This is a genomic window from Mucilaginibacter ginkgonis (assembly GCF_009754905.2).
Lineage (GTDB): Bacteria > Bacteroidota > Bacteroidia > Sphingobacteriales > Sphingobacteriaceae > Mucilaginibacter > Mucilaginibacter ginkgonis.
In genome coordinates, this window is the sequence record NZ_CP066775.1 from 19,782 (window position 1) to 37,295 (window position 17,514).

Genomic DNA, 17,514 nt, shown 5'->3' on the forward strand with positions numbered 1-17,514 from the left:
AAAGTTATCATGCAGACAGGTGAAAATGAACAGGCGTTAAAAAAGGTGATAGATTTCACAAGATTTTTGAGCATTCTCGTATTGCTGCTCCATTATTATTTTATATGCTATGGCCTGTTCAGGCATTTACATATAACTCATCCCGCCGCCGACCGCGTGCTTGCTAATGTATTCAGGCTAGGTATTTTCAGGCATCCATTGTTGACCAAGTCCTTTGCATTATTAATATTATTAGTATCTCTTTCTGGCTCGAAAGGAAAAAAGGAAGAAACCGTTACTGGGGGAAACTGCATTGCGTATTGTGTGTTGGGTATTTTGCTTTTCTATTGTACATCGATCTTCTTAGATATTAAAGGGAATTATTATTTTATTTCAATTCTTTATATATCACTTACAACTATCGGATATCTCGCTGTCATTTACGGTGCCAGCCGGCTTTTCAGAATAATTTCAGCAAATTTAAAATTCGACATATTCAATAATGAGAATGAAACATTTCCACAAGAGGAACGACTGTTAAACAATGAATTCTCAATTAACCTGCCGGCGGAATATTACCTAAAATCTCAAAGGAGGAAAAGTTGGATAAACATCATCAATCCTTTCCGCGGCTCCCTAATTTTAGGAAGTCCTGGAGCAGGAAAATCCTATTTCGTGATAAGGCACATCATCACCCAGCACATCCAGAAAGGGTTCAGTATGTTTTTATACGACTTCAAGTTTGCCGATTTAAGCCGCATAGCCTACAACGCACTTTTACAATATGCTGGCAACTATTCCATAAGGCCAAGATTTTATGCGATTGATTTTGATCACATCAAACATTGCTGTAATCCTCTCGAACCCGGAACCATGCATGACATCATGGATGCCATGGAGTCTGCACGTATATTTATGCTTGGCCTAAACAGGGAATGGATCAAAAAGCAGGGCGACTTTTTTGTGGAATCACCAATAAATTTCGTTACCGCAATATTCTGGTTTTTAAAGAAATTTGAAAATGGAAGATTCTGTACCATACCACATGCGATCGAGTTGGCACAAGTCGATTATAAAGATTTGTTTGCCTTATTGAAGACAGAACCCGAAATCGAGGTGCTCATCAACCCGTTTATATCTGCATGGCAAAATGAAGCGAGCGACCAGCTGGAGGGTCAGATAGCGAGTGCAAAAATTAGCTTAGCAAGGTTATCTTCACCTCAACTCTATTATGTACTTTCTAAAAGCGACTTTACGCTGGACATTAACAATCCCGAAGAGCCGAAAATCGTTTGCGTAGGAAATAATCCGCAGAAACAACAAGTTTACGGGGCGGTGTTAAGCCTGTATGTATCGCGCATGATCAAGCAGGTCAATCAGAAAGGTAAATTAAAATCAAGTCTAATTTTCGACGAATTTCCAACCATTTATGTAAATAACATGGATAGCCTGATCGCAACTGCAAGGTCCAATAAGGTCGCAACCACGCTAGCGGTCCAGGATTATAGCCAACTAAAGAAAGACTATGGCAGAGAGCACGCGGAAGTGATTATGAACATTGTTGGAAATGTAATTTCCGGACAGGTAAACGGGGATACTGCTAAGCAGTTGAGTGAAAGGTTCGGTAAAATTATGCAAGAAAGGCAAAGCCTGACACTTAACAGTCAGGATACTTCAGTTAATAAATCAACCCAATTAGATTTCGCTGTCCCTGCATCAACGATATCATCCCTTTCCTCAGGTGAATTTGTAGGTATGGTTGCCGATGACCCGTCAAATAAAATTAATCAGAAAGTATTTCACAGTGAGATCATTAATGACCATCAGGCTTTAAAGGATGAAGAAATGGCTTATAAGGATATCCCCAATATAAGGAAGGTAACTGATTTACAAATTTCTGAAAACTTTGCGGGAATAAGAATGGATATAGAAATGATCTTAAAATCCATCACTATTTAGTTATTGTTTTAATAAGCTGGGTACTTAAACCCTTTTGCAACTGTTTTTGCATCGGCGTTTGAAATTACTTTGGGTGTTTATTATTGAGATGAACACATATAAACAAAATATTTCAGCGCAAAAATGGACAGACGGAATATCTTTTCTGCTGATCCTGCTTTTTATGTACACAGCATCGAGCAAGTTGCTAAATTTTTCTCAGTTTTCTGTGCAAATGCACCTGCAGCCTTTTAATGAAGGTTTTATTCAGGTACTATTATACGCCATTCCATTTGCAGAAATTGGTGTATCCATCCTTCTGTTATTCCGTCCAATTTCTCTAATAGGATTTTTACTCGCATTTATTTTAATGGCCCTATTTACTGGCTATGTCGGGCTGGTATTGCTCCACTTTTACGATAAGGTTCCTTGTGCCTGCGGCGGGGCGCTAAAATCCCTGGGCTGGAAATGGCACTTCATTCTTAACCTGTTTTTCTTGCTGCTTACTGGGATCGGTTTATATATAACAGTCAGAGAAAGGAGGAAAAGCAGGCAATAACTTAAAGTTTAAATCCGCTCATTTTCTGATGTGGTCAGTAAAGAACGGTCAGGAGGTGCCGAAAACCCGCAAATAGAGTAGGCATAACAATTATTTAATTTAAGTTTTTCAAATGCTTTTTGATCCAACAAAGCATATTAAAATTATGAAAAAGCAATTATTCGGATTTTTAGCCATCATTATCGCCTTAAGCGCAAGTGCATTTACAACAGTTAAAAGTTCTGCTCACAGAACCGCTGTATTGCACTGGTACACAGTTGATTATTCATCGAACCCAAGTGGTGTGATCAACAGTTCAAGTGATGAATATACTGTTTCTGAAAAGAGCCAGGTGGTTTCTCCTTGTGACGAAGGCACACAGAAAGATTGCCTTCGCGGTTTTACGAACGAGTTGACATCATTCCCTACCACTGCAATGGGTGCCGACCAGATTAAACGTCCTAACGAGTAAGCTGGCAGCAGTTTAATAGAAAAGCCACAACTCATGTGTTGTGGCTTTTTTAATGATGTCTCTATATATTTAATAACCAAATCTGTTGACTGCTTTGTCTAAGCTGGGATGGCCACCAGCCATGAGCATTTTAAGATCATCAGATTTTATTTCCGTGGTAATAGCGCGAACAATTCCCCTAGGGTCTAGTATTACAACATATGGGCACGGTCCGATTGCCAGCTTGTGAAAGAGTAGAGAGTCATAAGCCATTGGGATATCTAAGTGAAAACGTTCCCTAAGCTCCGGATAAAGTTTATGCATCGCAGCGTCGCCTTTTTTGTGTCCATATTGGCTGCCGGTGTATCCTACAAGTAGGAAATTAACACTTGTTATAGACCTTTTTATGCTATCTAAAGCCGGCATCCTGTTAATGCATAGTGAACAGTATTTATTCCAGAAGTCCATGATAAGCCATTGGCCTTTGTAATTGCTAATACGGTTGGTTTTCGTTGAATATACCAGTTCTTTAAATTGGTAATCAGGAAAGTTATCGCCAATTTTTAGCGGTTGTTTATTTTGCGAACGTGCCATCGCCACTGTCAGGCAAAGAAAGATTATAATTAATATTTTCATCAGTAGCTTGGATTTTGTGTTAATGCTGGATTTAAAAGTATTTGGGCCTGGGGTATTGGATACAGCGCATCGGTAGTCTGCCAGTTTGTGCCCTTAAATGATCCGAGCACAGCGTCTGCCATGTTCGTTCTTTTCAAATCGAGCCAGCGGTGCCCCCATTCAGCGAAAAGCTCTAACCGCCGCTCTGCAGCGACCGCAGCAAGAAGGTCGGTTTGCGTAGCAAATGCCGAAGCTGTCAGTCCGGCCCGGAATCTAATGTTATTCAGGTCTGCCTGCCCACCGGTGAGATTGCCTTGCTGCGCTCTTGCCTCAGCCCTTATCAGGTATTGTTCTGCAAGGCGCAGAACGATATTACTTTCAGTAACCGATGTGCTGCTTTTAACTTTGTATTTATAAGGGTAATTATAAGTTACCCCGCCAACCACATTGCTTTTGATCCAACTAGACCTTCTTTTATCAGCGGCAGTAAAAGCAGCATATAATGGCGCGGTCAGCGTGAATGCCGGCCTGGTTGTTGTCGTTGCCGTGACGAAAACAAACCCTTCAGAAGTGTTTGAATTGGCTCGGCCAAGTTGGAAGATGGTTTCACCTGATGTATTAAGGAACACATTATTCAGGTTTGATTCCAGCAGATAAGCATTAGAACTGATCACTTCCGTAGCCTGCTTTTCAGCATTTACCCAGTCCTTACGGTAAAGATAAACGCGAGCGAGCAAGGCCGCCGCTGCAAATTTGTTCGGACGGGTATTCGGTAGAACGCCATTAAATAATGTTTTTGCTGTTAAAAGGTCGCTAATAATTGCGTCATAGACCTGGTCGGCAGGAGTTCGCGGTGTTAAACTGTTGACACGGTAATCGGTGACTGTTATTAAAGGGATATCGCCGAATAGATTAACTAGGTAAAAATTATTCAATGCCCGCACGAATAGCATCTCTGCCTTTAATTCACTCATCGTTGTTGCGCTCATACCGGTCGAGTTATTAATGCCTTCAATCACAGCGTTCGCATTATAGATGTATTTATACCCGTTACTCCAGAATTTTGAATTGACGGATGATGTAGTCGCTAATAAATTGTCAATCTTGAAAGGGTCATAGTCCGAATTGGAGGTTGGGTTTGTCAGTTCATCGGCTGATAGACCGGGATAAACGGAAATCGCCCCATTTAGAAATGTTAGGTTACCACTGGCCATCTGATAGTAAACACCAACGGCTGCTGAGGTAGCGGTCTGGTCACTGTTAAAGATTTCCTGGGATTGAGCTTGTGTTTGCGGCGGGTCTATGGCAAGAAACTTCTTGCAGGATCCAAGCAAGGCTATTAACAATATCAGGCAAAATCCTTTTTTATATTCGATTTGTCTCATGTTTAAAGAATTTATAAGTTCAATTGAAGCCCTGCGACGAGTGTGCGGAGCGGTGGTAAGACGAAAAAATTCATGTTTTCTGGATCACTGCCCTGATAGTTAGTTATGGTGAGCAGGTTCTGACCCTCGATAAATAACCTGCAACTTCCAAGGTGATATTTCCGGATAATCTGCTCAGGTATTCTATAGGAAAGTGAAACGTTTTTTAACCTGATAAAAGAGGCATCAGTATAAATCCCGTCAGAATTAGCCAGGTAAGCCGCGGCGGTAAGTGCGTTTGTGAATCCAGTGGTGTAGCGCTGCACAGGTCCGGTTTCACCCGGTTGCTGCCACCTGTTTAAAACCAAATCAGGCTGATTATATATCCAGCCCGGTGGGGTGTTAGACAATTGACCTAGATAATTTAATCCCCTCTGCTTCCTGAATTCAAAGAAGAATCCGAGGTCAAAACTATGCCATGTGATGCTGTTCTGTAAACCGCCATAAAATTTCGGGTCAAGGTTGCCGGAAACTTGGTAGTCAGCCACATTGAGCTGACCATCACCATTGGTATCCACCACCTTATATAAGCCGGTTTGAGAATCGACGCCTGCATATTTATACGCATTTACCAGGTTCAATGATTGACCGATAACATATCTGCTTGCATAACTTGAAGTCGCCAAATCAGGAAAAGCAATCAGTTTATTCTTCGGAACAGTTATATTAAAAGTGGTCGTCCAGCTGAATTCTTTTGAATGAAAATTCTTGCTGGTCAGCAATATTTCCCACCCGGTATTGCGCACCTTTCCGGGAAAATTACGCGTAACGCTAAAGAACCCTGTTTGACTAGGGAGGTTATAACTGATCAGCTGATTACTGCTTTCATTATTATAGTAGGCTGTACTCAATAGTAAGTTGTCCTTCAAAAAGCCAAGCTCGATTGCAGCTTCGAACTTCTTATTGACTTCCCAGCTATAATCAGGATTGTAAAGTGTCCGGGGAATCAATCCCGGAATTCCGCCATAGGGGATAGCTGTATTCGTCCAAAGATTCAAGTATTTATACTCTCCAATTTGGTCGTTGCCAGTTTGACCGTAACTGCTGCGTAGCTTACCAAAACTGAGGAAAGGTATTGCCTTCTGGAAGAAATTTTCACCAGAAAATATCCAAGCCGCACCAATTGCCCCGAAGTTGGCCATTCTTTTATCGGGAGCGAACCTTGATGATCCATCTCTTCTTGCAGATAGGTTTAGCAAGTATTTGTCTGCCAGGTTATAATTTACCCTGCCGAATAGTGCAGTGTAGCGATACGGGCTGTGATCGTTAACAGCGGTTATCTGAGAAGCGGCAGCAATGGAGTTCAGTAGCAAATCGGAGTTGTAATTATTACCCTGTTGTGCGTAGCTGTCTGCCGAACGGTCCTGGTAAGTATTGCCGACAAGCACATTTAATTTGTGTGCGCCATTGATCATGTTATATTCAAGCTGCGGCTCGATGATCCAGTTCTTATTCTGCGAACTTGCGAATGCTGCAGAAGGTAATTCGCCTGAATTGGGATCTATCGCTGCCGTCGGTCGCATAGACCTTTCATCTGTCCTGAAACTGTTGTATCCGAAGCTCGATCTTAAAGTCAGACCGGGCAATATTTTGTAGCCCAACTGCAAATTGCCGTTCAAGTTTTCGTTGACCGATCTGTATTTATCCTGCAATAGTGAAAGTGGGTTAATGATATCGCCATTTCCTAAGGAAGAATACAATACGTTCTGATCCTGCCATGCAAGTTTGCCTGAGGCATCGTAAAGGTTCAGGTTCGGTGGTAGGTTAATATATCTTGTCAGGTCATAGCGCGGAAGCCGGTTATTATCATTTGAAAATAACCCTGTGAATAAAAGTGTAAACCTTTTATTTTCCGATGCATGCGTTATGCTAAAATGGGCCGAAGCCACCGCATCTGAGAAATCAGAACTGTATACAGTGGTTTCCCGGTGATACCCGCCACCAACTAAAAACTGGGTATTTACATTTCCGCCGGATACAGTTCCCCTTGCATCGGTCGAATGAGCAGTTCCACCAATCAACAGCTTTTGAAAGTCGGTATAGCGATTATTGTCCCACAGTGTAATGTCTGGCGCAAAGCCCGGATCTCCTGGTGTCGAGTTCGGGGTTAATCCGTCATTAGCGAAGCCTTCTTTTCTTACCTGCAAGTATTGGGAAGTATTGAGCAGAGGCAGCTTCCTGCCTACCTTACTGAACCCCGTATTTACGCTGAAGCTGATTTTGTCAGCACCAGCCTTGCCCTTTTTTGTGGTAATTAAAATAACCCCGTTTGCGCCACGGGAACCGTAAATTGCGGTGGCATCTGCATCCTTTAACACTTCGATACTTTCAATGTCCGAGGGACTTATCGAATTTAATGGGCTTAAGCCCCCGGAGCTTATTGAGGTAGGGTTGTTGGCTGCCGAATTAATTTGGTTACTTGACGTATTGCCACTTTCAAAAGGCACACCGTCTACGATAAATAAAGGGTCGTTTTTAGAAAGTCCGAGGTCAAGAGCGCTCTGCCCCCTTATCTGAACTTTGAATGATGATCCTGCAACCCCGCTGTTTTGGGAAATGATTAGCCCGGGAACACGCCCCTCTAATGCAGCTAGTGGATTGCTAACTGGCTGCGTTTCAATTGTTGCTGCGGTAACCGTGCTTACGTCACCGGTATTGAAACGCTTGGTAGTTTTGCCATAGGCAATAACCTGCACTTCATCCAGCGTACTTTGGGAAGGCTTCATGGTAACCTTGACGTTAGTGTTTGAAAACCGTTCTGCCGGCAACTCCAGTTTTTGAAATCCTGTAAAGCTGAAAGTGAGCCTGCCTCTGGTTTGGGAAACAGTCAAATGGAAAGTGCCGTCTTTATTGGTTATGGCGGTCAATTGTTCCGGATAGTAATTTACTGAGGCACCGGGCAGCGGAAGCCCGCTATCGTCCGTGACTATGCCTGATAAGATGATTTTATTTTGTTGCGCTTTTGGCTGTGCTAAAACCTGATAAAAAAGGCAAAGCGCGGCCATGACACTTAGTAGTATCTTTTTTTTCATAAATGAAAAGATTAAAATTTAAAGGTTCAGAAATTAAGAAATGAGGATAGGCAGCCCGTTTGTTTAACTATTAACTGCCGGGCTGCTATCGGTGGCTTATCACTCGGGCGGGCATATAACAAGCAACCAGGTGTTTTTAGGTTCCGTAGTCATTTGTCTGCTCCTTTCTGAATTTCCTGGTGAAATGTGTACAATGCCAGCACAAGGTCAGGAATCTTGTCCATCAGTTCGGCAAGTTGTACAGAGTTGAGGGTGGATAGCGATTTACCATTACCGGTCAGTCCAAAAAAGAACCATTTTTCAAGTTCGGCTTTTAAGACTGCATCATCGGTGGTTTCGAACAGGCGTTCGAGTGCCCCCTCTGCTGAAAGCAGTTTGATCCGGTTAAATAAGGTAGTTGTTTCGGCTTCCATTCCCATTTATTAAAAGAAGGGTATTGGCCTTGTGCCGGAGCAAAAAGAAGGCGTGGAACCCAACTTACTGCTTTAGAGGTCGTAGGAGACCTAAGGAAACGAATAAGCAGGCCCACGCCTTTTGGCATGAGCGCTTGCGCTTATCCTCTCGTTCCTTTTTTGAAATTTCCTACGTTTCTAAAGCGAGACTCAAAGAGCGAGCACTTTCAATATTTTGGAGTGCTGCAAATTTATTTTTTAATCAACAAAATAATTATTTTAAAATCGTTTGTTTAGATTATCGAAACAATTGTACATAAATTCTATCCAAAAACAAAATTTTTGAATAGTGTGATTTAAGTGGAGTAACATTAATTCTAATTATTAATAATACAGTAGAATTAATGACAGAATTGGGTTTGTATTTGGCCAAAAAATCCGTTAATAAAGCGGAGATTTCAAGGCGTTCTGGAATTAGTAAAGCTCGATTAACTCAATTATCAAATAACTCTTCGACCAAACTAACCGCAATAGAACTTTGGAAGATCGCTTTGTCTATTGATATTGAACCCGCAGATCTATTAAATGAGATTTGTAAAAAAATAAAATTGAGTTCCTAAAAATTTGATCGTTCCGCTTTTCAGCGGCCAGGCTTTTCGCATCAAGTCCTTGCTTCGCTGTGGGCATCCCTGCAATCCTTAAAGAGATGTAGGATAAATGATAAAATTATACAATGCTCTTAATTGTTTTTCTATATAATTTTTCAGAGATAAGAATTTTTTTTAGATCAACAGTTGGAAGTCGAGGCCTAACAAAGTTTAAGCAGAAATGGTTATGGTAGGATGCGATCCAAGCATATTTTTCAAATAGTTTATAATTATTTTTGTGAATCTTTAAATTCTTCACAACAGGTCGCTTATGTTTTACGAGCTCTTCAAGAAGTTTTTTTGACGGTAAATCATAATCATAAAAAAGTATAAAGAGATAGTTTACGAAATAGTTCCCGTCAATATCAATTAAATATTCTTGAGATTGAGGTGATGCTTTGTGATCTGAGTAGTAATGTATATGTTTATTTAAAACTTCAATTACTTTTTGAGATAAAATAATTCTAGGGTTAATAGCCTTATCCTTTTCTAAATTATAAGCCTCTATTAATGCAGGTCCTAATACAATGTCTTTATCCATATAAAGATTACTCATTGAAATTGCCCCCCGGACAAAAATATCAGCTTTAGCAAAAGTAAACTGTATATGAGATAAAACTTCGAAAATATTGCCTAACTCTGATTCCCCGGAATCATCATATTGTGGATGGCAGAAAACAAAATTGTCCGTAAATATTTTTAACTCAAACTTCTTTAACCCTTCTTTATTTAGAAGGTCATGTTTGTCTTCGATATATTTAAGCTCAGTATCTAAAACAGTTAAATATTTTGAGAAGAATTTAAGATCAGATTCATTTATTTTCTGGCTGAATCCTAAAATATCAAGGTAACCGCAAAAATTTAATCTGAAAAGACGCTGACCATTACCACTCTTATATATCTCGTACATATATCAGAGAAAAATTTTCAATCTTAAATAATGATAAGCAACACATCAATTCCTAGTTTTTTTTATCCCGTGGTGGATTGGGATCGTTGCCATAGCTATTTGGATTCTGTATCTTACCGTCTTTGCCATGAGGAATAAACTCAACTTTATCTTTTTTAGCTAAGTCTTTTCCGTAATCCACTGCATCTGCTTTCTTGTCAAAATGCTTTGATGAGCGCTGTGCACTTTCTCGTTTAGCATCCCATCCTCCATCCGAATTGGGAACTACATGAACGTTTTTTTTCGCTGCCATTTTATGTATGCTTAAAATTTTTTAATGATATTTAAAGTGAAATATTCTTATAAAATTAATAATTCATTTAAGCTTTTAAAAATGGAAAACATCGACATAAACTTTTTAACAAACTTGGGGTGGCAGTTATCTCAAACAGGATATAATACTGAAGAAAAATGCTTATTTAAACACCCTTACCCAATTGAATTATGTTGGGAAAATTCGCAAAAAGGTTTTCGCGTAATTTTTTTTGACCAGTCAAAACAACCTATACAAACTATTGAAAATAATTTTATTAAAACAGAATCTGATTACGATCGATTGATAATGCCAATACTAAAAATTCTTCAGCAAAGTCATAATTAATATATGAAATAGGTAAAAAAAGTGAAACACGTTCCCAATTGTTGTTGCTAACTTTATCAGAATAATCAATGACTTAAATTAAATAAATTTCTGTGCAAACAATAATTCCACACAAGTATTGGATGAAACGTCTAAAGAAATGAGTTCTCCGGAAGCAATAATGGCATACTTATCAATCCTTAGAATTCCGAAATCCGAAAGTCAAAAAAAAAGCTATTTACCTCAGGTTATTAACTAACTATCATCTTCGATCGTATTCCAGTTAAAGTATCGAGAATTTAGAATTTCAGAGAGGGATTTCGGAGGCATTATCTTACTACCAAAATTATAACTTCGATAATCAGGTTTTTTTTGATATTTGATCATACCCAAATCAGCCATTCTTATTTCAAGAATGGTTCGACTTACTTCAAAAGTGTAACCAAGAATTAACATCGCTTTTTTAAAGTCAAGGATATTACAAGGCTGATTATCCAACCATATGTATCCTTTTCTGCTTAAGCCAACAGTATCCTGCCATTTGATCAGTTGCCAAAGAAGTGATCTCACCGGCATCAGTAAGCATTCGGCAAAGTGATTGGCTTGCCATTCTATCCAATGTTTTTCTTTTTCCAATAGATGTTTACGAGAAATTGGATCGTATTTCGCATCTGGCTGGGAGTCATAACACATTTGCGAAATCTGCAACTTTTGATGCAGGAAAAAATGGCCGATTTCGTGGGCGCAAACGAAAGCGAACTGGTTAACACAATTACAGGGATTAATGTGAATAGTCTTGTTAGCGCGGTCAAAATAACCTTTCAAATGGTCTTTATTCTTTTTGAACGCCTGATCAGTAACGAATTTAAGCCCATACTTTTCGGTAAGATAAGACATAAACTCAGTAATGGGTAACGGTTTGCCATAAGATAATATGGATGTATCAAATTCATTTAAAATTTCTTCTGTCAAGCTAGTGATTAGTTTTTTTGAAAGATATTCTAATCCTTGAGCCCTATCACCGGGTTCTTCCCAATTAACGCGGCTATTTAATTCGCTTTGAAGAAAATTGCGTAACACGTAGTCCCAATTTATTTCTCCGTTTTCCTGATGTTCATAAAGTTTGCGTATTTCGATTAACTTATTTATATCCTCCCAAAGTTTTAATACGGGGAAATCCTGCTGTTGGGCCTTGCCATTATTTTTGCTGTGCAATACAATGTCAGCCTGTTCGCCGGAAACTTTGATAAACATAAAATTTAGGTTTTGAAGAAGTTTTAAGCCACTTTCCTGAACATCACCTGTTGTAATAAAAACACCTTTGACGTTTACACCCGACACCTGCTGAATTTTAGCGATAAACTCTTCAATGTCATTAACCGGTACAGTACCGGAATAATCCTTGCACTCGATTAAATATAATAAATGATACCGTTCAGCACCCGGTGGCCATACCTCTATACTTAGGTCAAAAATTATATTATTTTCTCTGAGCCTTGAATAGTAAGGTTGTTTCCGGTAAATACGACAGCATTCAGAATGTACACCGAGACGTCGCTCATTTAAAGCATTCGTTATTATTTGAAAAGAACGTTCTTCAAAAAGGTCACCACGTTTAACAGTATCCATTTTACTAATTTTTTTCGTAAAGATAAATACTCACTGCGTTAATTTATAACATATTGATAAACTGTAACTTTTAATATTCAAGAATAGAGTTGTCACTTTTAGGAGAAAAAATCCTTTCATAAGCATAATCCTGCAAAATAAATTTGAAGACCAACCGGTTAGACATTAATAATGTCGCAGATGTAGTTACTGAAGAAACAGAAAATCTCAGATTGATACAACGCAGAGAAATTAAAATGTACATAACAGTTCCTTCGAAAACATACCCAAAGTTTTCCAAAGATTTTGAAGCAGGAACCAGGATCGAAAAAGTCTATAATTCTACTTGATATGGTTACCGGTATTGTCAAATCTCTTAAAAGCATTAAAAGATTTTTTAGTGATGATATTAAGCTAAATAAGATTTTACAGGATTTAATATTTGACTTTTGGAAAAGATTGAAACCATTTATCGTTATGCCACAAACTGGAATAAATTTAAGATGGAGTTGATATATTAAGATCACTCCATGTTTAATATTTTTTCGTTAATTTAGCGTTAACCTACGACTGATTTACAATGGCTTCCAGTAAGTTAAACCTGTATAATACAATATTTTTGTCGGTTGAAAAGCATTACGTTACCTTACGGTATTTATTGAACAGGTAAATATTATGGATGACGTAAAGACAATTCTAAAAAGTAATAGCAACCTGACACCCTATAAATTCTATACAGAGTTTTTGGAAGGCTTAGCTGATTTTTACCGTAATAATGAACAGGCCATAAAATTTAAACTTTTCGAAAAGGGAGATGATGATATTTATGAATCTCAATATCAGATAGATCCGATTGTGATTCCTTTGCTATTGAGTTTATTTGAACAGTTGAGTAAATATCACAAGCAAGCTCTTTCATTAATTTTATTTAATAACCGCGCCACAATTGATGTGTTGGAGTTTTTATTTCAAAGTGATTTCTTCTCTCTAATAGGAGATAATAGCAATCCTTCATTCCCCAAAGGGCGGAATATTATTAGCTTCGACAGAGGGTACTTAGGTGCATTTAAAGGTAAGACAATTAGAAAAGAGCATCGGGTACGGGCTTATTCTTTAGCTGATGATGGACTTTCGTCTTTATTGAAAAGTTACTCTAATGAAGAAGATAAAAGGGATTTCCTTATTTCACATTACACTTATAAAGTAAGGGAGCATTTTCAGGAATTACTTTTCGATAATGAATTTACTGCCGAAATTTATAATGTATATATTGACATTCTATCCGAACTTATAACAAATTCAGTTTTACATTCCGGGTCGAATGCCTTTGCATTGATGTTTGTTGATCGTTTTCGGACTAAGTTCTCGATATCCGACAATGGTGTAGGCTTTGGGGCATCTATGAAATTAAAACAACCGACATTTTACTACTCCCCAAACGCAGTAAAGAAAATTCTCTTCGAAAAAATCATCATCAATAATATTCCAGCTTCAATCCTCGATAACTTGTTTACGATTTTCGATACGTTATATTTTTCATCTCTAAAAGATCGTCATGGCATATTTGATCTAATGGTTACTGTAGTTCTTGAAAGTAAGGGATACTTTAGGATACATAACGATAATTGTCAGATCATCATATCCAATAGAATGATGGACGAATTACTAATTCTTAATGGGTTTAGAAATGAAATTTACAATCTACACACCACTTATTTGTTAAATCAAATTGACGAACGAACCTGGAGAAACAACTTGATTATTAAATCAAAATCAATTCAAGAAGCTTTCATCTCCTTCTGCGTAAAGGCGGTAGCAAAATATAGTTTTGATATAAAGTACTCATCATTAAGGTTTTTTAAGGTAAAATTTAGAGGAGTCCATATAGAAGTAGAAATTCCAAATACACTGAGCGATGATAATTTCAACAATTAAAACAGAAGATTTTATCTATCTCAATATGCACGCCGAAGAAGTTGTCACGTCCAATTTTATTGAGGATGACAATATCGGCATTTACGGAGATCGGTTGCAAATAGTGACATTAAATAGAGTTGTCGAATTCCTAAAGTCTGACAGTCAATCAAAAAATATTGCTTTAGATTTTAAATTTTTGGAAGCCTGTCAACCAAACCTAAATAAAATACTGATTGAGCTTAAAACTGCTGGTTATAAAATTATCTTTCTTAATATAAAAAAATCGTTGTGTGACGAACTGGCTATAACAACTATAGCTAATAGCAAAAATTTGCTTGAGGGTGATACTTATTCAAAATACTATTTTTTCGAAGACGCAAATGATCCATTAACTGAAACTGAAATAGCTGTTCATATTCTTTTTCAAGAAACGTTCAAGGTGAAGATTAAAAAATTTATTGAACCTCATCAACAGCCACACACCTCTTCTAATGTCTACCTAACCTCTTACGTGGATGTAAAAAAGTTTTTAAGCTACGAAAAAGAATTCATGCTATTTTCTTTGTATAAGCTCGCTTTAAAAATTAAAAAAGAATGGCATGTTGAGATTGACAAAGATCCAGTATTGATTTGTCAAAGCATGAATAGCGCCTATATCGTATCTGTTCTTTCCAATTTGCTTAAGTTAGATATTCTTATTTTGGATAAAATAGGCCCTATTAATAAATTGTATAACAGGTTAGATAAAACCATAATTGCTAACAGAAAGTATATAGTTGTCTCAGATTTAGTTTGTCTTGGAACGGAAGTGAAAATCGTAAAAAACATTATACAATTTATTGGTGGACGTTTTCTCGGCAATGTTTCAATTATCAAAACAGAAACTTTAAGTAAAGCCGATATTTTGCGAAGGGATGCCTCAATTGCCGTTTTTTCGATAAATAAAAATAATAATAAAGAGTTAGGTTATAGTATCACAACCGATTTGGAACAACTGTAATATGGATAAAGTAATCATACATATATCCGACCTGCATGTGACCACCTATAGAGGAAACGATGGGGTGATTAACACAAAGATTGATTCTTATTTAACTACCAATAACGACCAATCTAACGCAGATTATTTTATCCAATGTTTTATCGACAAAATAAAAGAGGATTTCGCAGGGTATTCATTCATTTTAATAATTACCGGTGACATTTCAAATTCCGGTGAAGTTAAAGAGTTTGACTTTGCTTCGAAATTTATTAATAAAGTTATGTCCGAACTTGTAATTAGCGTTGATAATTGCATTATAGTTCCAGGGGATCATGATGTACATAGACGTTCTTTGATCAATGCGCTAGATGAAACGCCAAGCGATGAGTCCTATCTCATGAATGAAGTTAAATTCAAAAACTTTTCCAGTTTTTACAAAAACATAAAAAAGACGGATTTCTCTTTTGGAACAATAATATTTGATCACATTGTTGTTGAAAATACAATAGTACTTATTGCAATAAATTCAAATTATAAGATTGATGCAAGTGGAGGGGAAGGATATGTGCCTGTAGAGAAATTTCGGATGGAAATTGAGTTACTAAAAAAAGCATTGGGAAATGATCAACTTCAAATTATAGCTTGTTGGCATCATAATTTTACTGCTGGATATGATGACACTAATAGAGGTCAATGGGAGCCTGACAATAGGAAACATTTTCTCGCTGAATTAGAAAGACAAAACATTAAGCTTGTATTGAATGGAAACGAGCATACAAATAATTCAAAAAGTGTATTACTCGGCACAGTTCGTTCTAGCGATAGCGGCGCATTTTCGTCTGTAAAATACGACACAACTTTTAAAGTCTACCCTATTAAGATTGATGATAGTATAATCCTTGATAATAAAATCTATGGTCTTCAAAAGACCAATGGAAATGATTCGTCTTATTTTTGGAATATAAGAGATAATCACGGTGCAAAGCAACCAGAAAGATTTGAGCTTTTTGAAAAAAATGACCAAGTAATAAATGAAATTGTTGATTTGCCACACGATTTGACACCTTTTATGCCAGATTCGGACCTAGGTATAAATGAAGTTGAACCGATATTTTATGATAATATAAGTATTTCTGAAAAACTTTATTCGATTGTAAGGGAAGAGAAACTTTTTCATTCTGGACACTTTCATTGGAGTGATACTTCCAGAGCACATAACTGGATTGACGTCTCCAAGCTATTGGAGCATAATGAAAACCTATATTTTGTTCAAAATGCTATAATTGACATTATTGATACTTTCAATCTAGCGGTCAACTGCAACCTTATTATAGGACTCGGTTACGAAGGAAACATCATCTCAAGCAAAGCTTCGATTAAATACAATATTCCTTACAGTTCTCTTCCATATTCTTATCGATATAACGATCATCATGATTATGAAAAGAAATTGAATTATGATAATAAAACTGGGGATTTCAAAACGGTTATTATTATAACAGATGTTGTAAATGATGGAAGAACTATCAGGAAATTGGTAGATAAAAGGGAAAAGGCTTTCTTTGAAAAGGTCGAGAGGATTATTGTTCTATCATTATTTTATACCGGTCACGAAAACATTAATACAGATATTCTAAATGCTAATAAACTGCCTGAAAACTACGATCGTGAGAGCGACTACGTGGTCAATAATATAGAGTATTATACAGTTAAATCTCTTCGTGTTGAAAAATGTCCTTATGGAAAAGACTATAAAGAGGCATGTTTCATTTACCGAGATGAACTCAGCTGTGTTCATCTATTTTATGATAGTGTAGAAAATAAAAGTAAAGATATTTCTGTTGTATAGCTCTTGGATTCGCGTATGGATCGGCAAATCATGCGTCTCGATTTGGACAGCTTTTTCGTATCTGTTGAGGTATTGAAGAATAGTGCACTGAAAGACAAACTTTTAATCATCGGGCGCACGGGCAACCGTGGTATTGTTGCCTCTTGCAGCTATCACACGCATACCCTGCACTAAGGTAAGAGGGGAAATATTAGCCTATGAACTCTTTCGCATTTCGTCCGCAGAATTCGCTATTTCTTGCAAGTCCTCGTCACTGATACTGACACCCTTTTCAAAACCAAAATGTATGCCTAGCAGGCCGACAAATGTAGTGCAGGCAAACCACCTGCAAAATACCATGTAATCACCAAGAGAAACGATCACACCTATGAGAGCGCAGAAAAGCGCGATCAGTATATATATCCAATAATTTGATACAGCGTGAAATGATTTTAACCGGCCTGCTGCCACTAAAAACATGGTCGTGAATTTTGAAATGACATAGACCGCAGCTAACGCCAGGAAATACCCCAGCGGATAAAAAATGATTTGAACGACACTTAAAGCCTTATCCATTTCAAAGATAACATTGTAAAATATTATTTAAATGTAGCAATATTCCATGTCCATTGTT

General features: G+C 37.6%; 17 protein-coding genes. 9 read left to right on the forward strand and 8 right to left on the reverse strand.

The window, feature by feature from the left end; all coding sequences use genetic code 11:
• The first annotated feature begins 9 nt into the window (after nt 1–9).
• The 3 genes from mobC (at nt 10) to GO620_RS00115 (ending at nt 2,927) form a co-directional block, all read left to right on the forward strand.
• Nucleotides 10–1,938, forward strand: coding sequence for a conjugal transfer protein MobC (gene mobC, locus GO620_RS00105; RefSeq protein ID WP_157523403.1), 1,929 nt, complete (start codon nt 10–12; stop codon nt 1,936–1,938).
• An 88-nt stretch (nt 1,939–2,026) separates the two neighbouring features.
• The gene (locus tag GO620_RS00110; RefSeq protein WP_157523402.1) at nt 2,027–2,476 is read left to right on the forward strand and encodes a MauE/DoxX family redox-associated membrane protein; all 450 of its coding nucleotides are present in this window, start codon (nt 2,027–2,029) and stop codon (nt 2,474–2,476) included.
• Between the two features lie 145 nt (nt 2,477–2,621).
• Nucleotides 2,622–2,927: a hypothetical protein gene (locus GO620_RS00115; RefSeq protein ID WP_157523401.1), complete on the forward strand. Its 306-nt coding sequence runs from the start codon at nt 2,622–2,624 to the stop codon at nt 2,925–2,927.
• 69 nt (nt 2,928–2,996) lie between these two features.
• On the opposite strand, the gene GO620_RS00120 is transcribed toward GO620_RS00115, so the two are convergent.
• The 4 genes from GO620_RS00120 to GO620_RS00135 form a co-directional block, all read right to left on the reverse strand.
• The gene (locus tag GO620_RS00120) at nt 2,997–3,542 is read right to left on the reverse strand and encodes a TlpA family protein disulfide reductase (RefSeq protein ID WP_157523400.1); all 546 of its coding nucleotides are present in this window, start codon (nt 3,540–3,542) and stop codon (nt 2,997–2,999) included.
• Nucleotides 3,542–4,906: a RagB/SusD family nutrient uptake outer membrane protein gene (locus GO620_RS00125; RefSeq protein ID WP_157523399.1), complete on the reverse strand. Its 1,365-nt coding sequence runs from the start codon at nt 4,904–4,906 to the stop codon at nt 3,542–3,544. Before GO620_RS00125 ends, GO620_RS00120 begins: the two co-directional genes overlap by 1 nt.
• 11 nt (nt 4,907–4,917) lie before the next feature.
• Nucleotides 4,918–7,977, reverse strand: coding sequence for a SusC/RagA family TonB-linked outer membrane protein (locus GO620_RS00130; protein WP_157523398.1), 3,060 nt, complete (start codon nt 7,975–7,977; stop codon nt 4,918–4,920).
• 149 nt (nt 7,978–8,126) lie between these two features.
• On the reverse strand, nt 8,127–8,390 hold the full coding sequence (locus tag GO620_RS00135) for a hypothetical protein (protein WP_157523397.1): 264 nt from the start codon (nt 8,388–8,390) through the stop codon (nt 8,127–8,129).
• A 383-nt stretch (nt 8,391–8,773) separates the two neighbouring features.
• Between GO620_RS00135 and GO620_RS00140 the strand changes: the two genes are divergently transcribed.
• Complete coding sequence (locus GO620_RS00140) at nt 8,774–8,989, forward strand: helix-turn-helix domain-containing protein (RefSeq protein WP_157523396.1); 216 nt, start codon at nt 8,774–8,776, stop codon at nt 8,987–8,989.
• 106 nt (nt 8,990–9,095) lie between these two features.
• On the opposite strand, the gene GO620_RS00145 is transcribed toward GO620_RS00140, so the two are convergent.
• A complete protein-coding gene (locus GO620_RS00145; protein ID WP_157523395.1) occupies nt 9,096–9,926 on the reverse strand; it encodes a hypothetical protein in 831 nt (276 codons plus the stop codon).
• A gap of 52 nt (nt 9,927–9,978) precedes the next feature.
• Complete coding sequence (locus GO620_RS00150; RefSeq protein WP_157523394.1) at nt 9,979–10,218, reverse strand: DUF2188 domain-containing protein; 240 nt, start codon at nt 10,216–10,218, stop codon at nt 9,979–9,981.
• An 81-nt stretch (nt 10,219–10,299) separates the two neighbouring features.
• Between GO620_RS00150 and GO620_RS00155 the strand changes: the two genes are divergently transcribed.
• Nucleotides 10,300–10,566: a hypothetical protein gene (locus tag GO620_RS00155; RefSeq protein WP_157523393.1), complete on the forward strand. Its 267-nt coding sequence runs from the start codon at nt 10,300–10,302 to the stop codon at nt 10,564–10,566.
• Nucleotides 10,567–10,800: 234 nt separating this feature from the next.
• Here GO620_RS00155 and GO620_RS00160 read toward each other — a convergent pair whose 3' ends face one another.
• Nucleotides 10,801–12,174: an ImmA/IrrE family metallo-endopeptidase gene (locus GO620_RS00160; RefSeq protein ID WP_157523392.1), complete on the reverse strand. Its 1,374-nt coding sequence runs from the start codon at nt 12,172–12,174 to the stop codon at nt 10,801–10,803.
• A gap of 654 nt (nt 12,175–12,828) precedes the next feature.
• Here GO620_RS00160 and GO620_RS00165 point away from each other — a divergent pair.
• The 4 genes from GO620_RS00165 to GO620_RS00180 are packed head-to-tail and all read left to right on the forward strand — an operon-like array spanning nt 12,829 to nt 17,075.
• Complete coding sequence (locus GO620_RS00165; protein ID WP_157523391.1) at nt 12,829–14,088, forward strand: hypothetical protein; 1,260 nt, start codon at nt 12,829–12,831, stop codon at nt 14,086–14,088.
• Between the two features lie 25 nt (nt 14,089–14,113).
• Nucleotides 14,114–15,070, forward strand: coding sequence for a hypothetical protein (locus GO620_RS00170; protein ID WP_157523390.1), 957 nt, complete (start codon nt 14,114–14,116; stop codon nt 15,068–15,070).
• 1 nt (nt 15,071) lies between these two features.
• Nucleotides 15,072–16,901: a metallophosphoesterase family protein gene (locus GO620_RS00175; RefSeq protein WP_157523389.1), complete on the forward strand. Its 1,830-nt coding sequence runs from the start codon at nt 15,072–15,074 to the stop codon at nt 16,899–16,901.
• A gap of 15 nt (nt 16,902–16,916) precedes the next feature.
• Nucleotides 16,917–17,075, forward strand: coding sequence for a Y-family DNA polymerase (locus tag GO620_RS00180; protein WP_157523388.1), 159 nt, complete (start codon nt 16,917–16,919; stop codon nt 17,073–17,075).
• A 21-nt stretch (nt 17,076–17,096) separates the two neighbouring features.
• On the opposite strand, the gene GO620_RS00185 is transcribed toward GO620_RS00180, so the two are convergent.
• A complete protein-coding gene (locus GO620_RS00185) occupies nt 17,097–17,456 on the reverse strand; it encodes a hypothetical protein (protein WP_157523387.1) in 360 nt (119 codons plus the stop codon).
• Nucleotides 17,457–17,514: the final 58 nt, after the last annotated feature.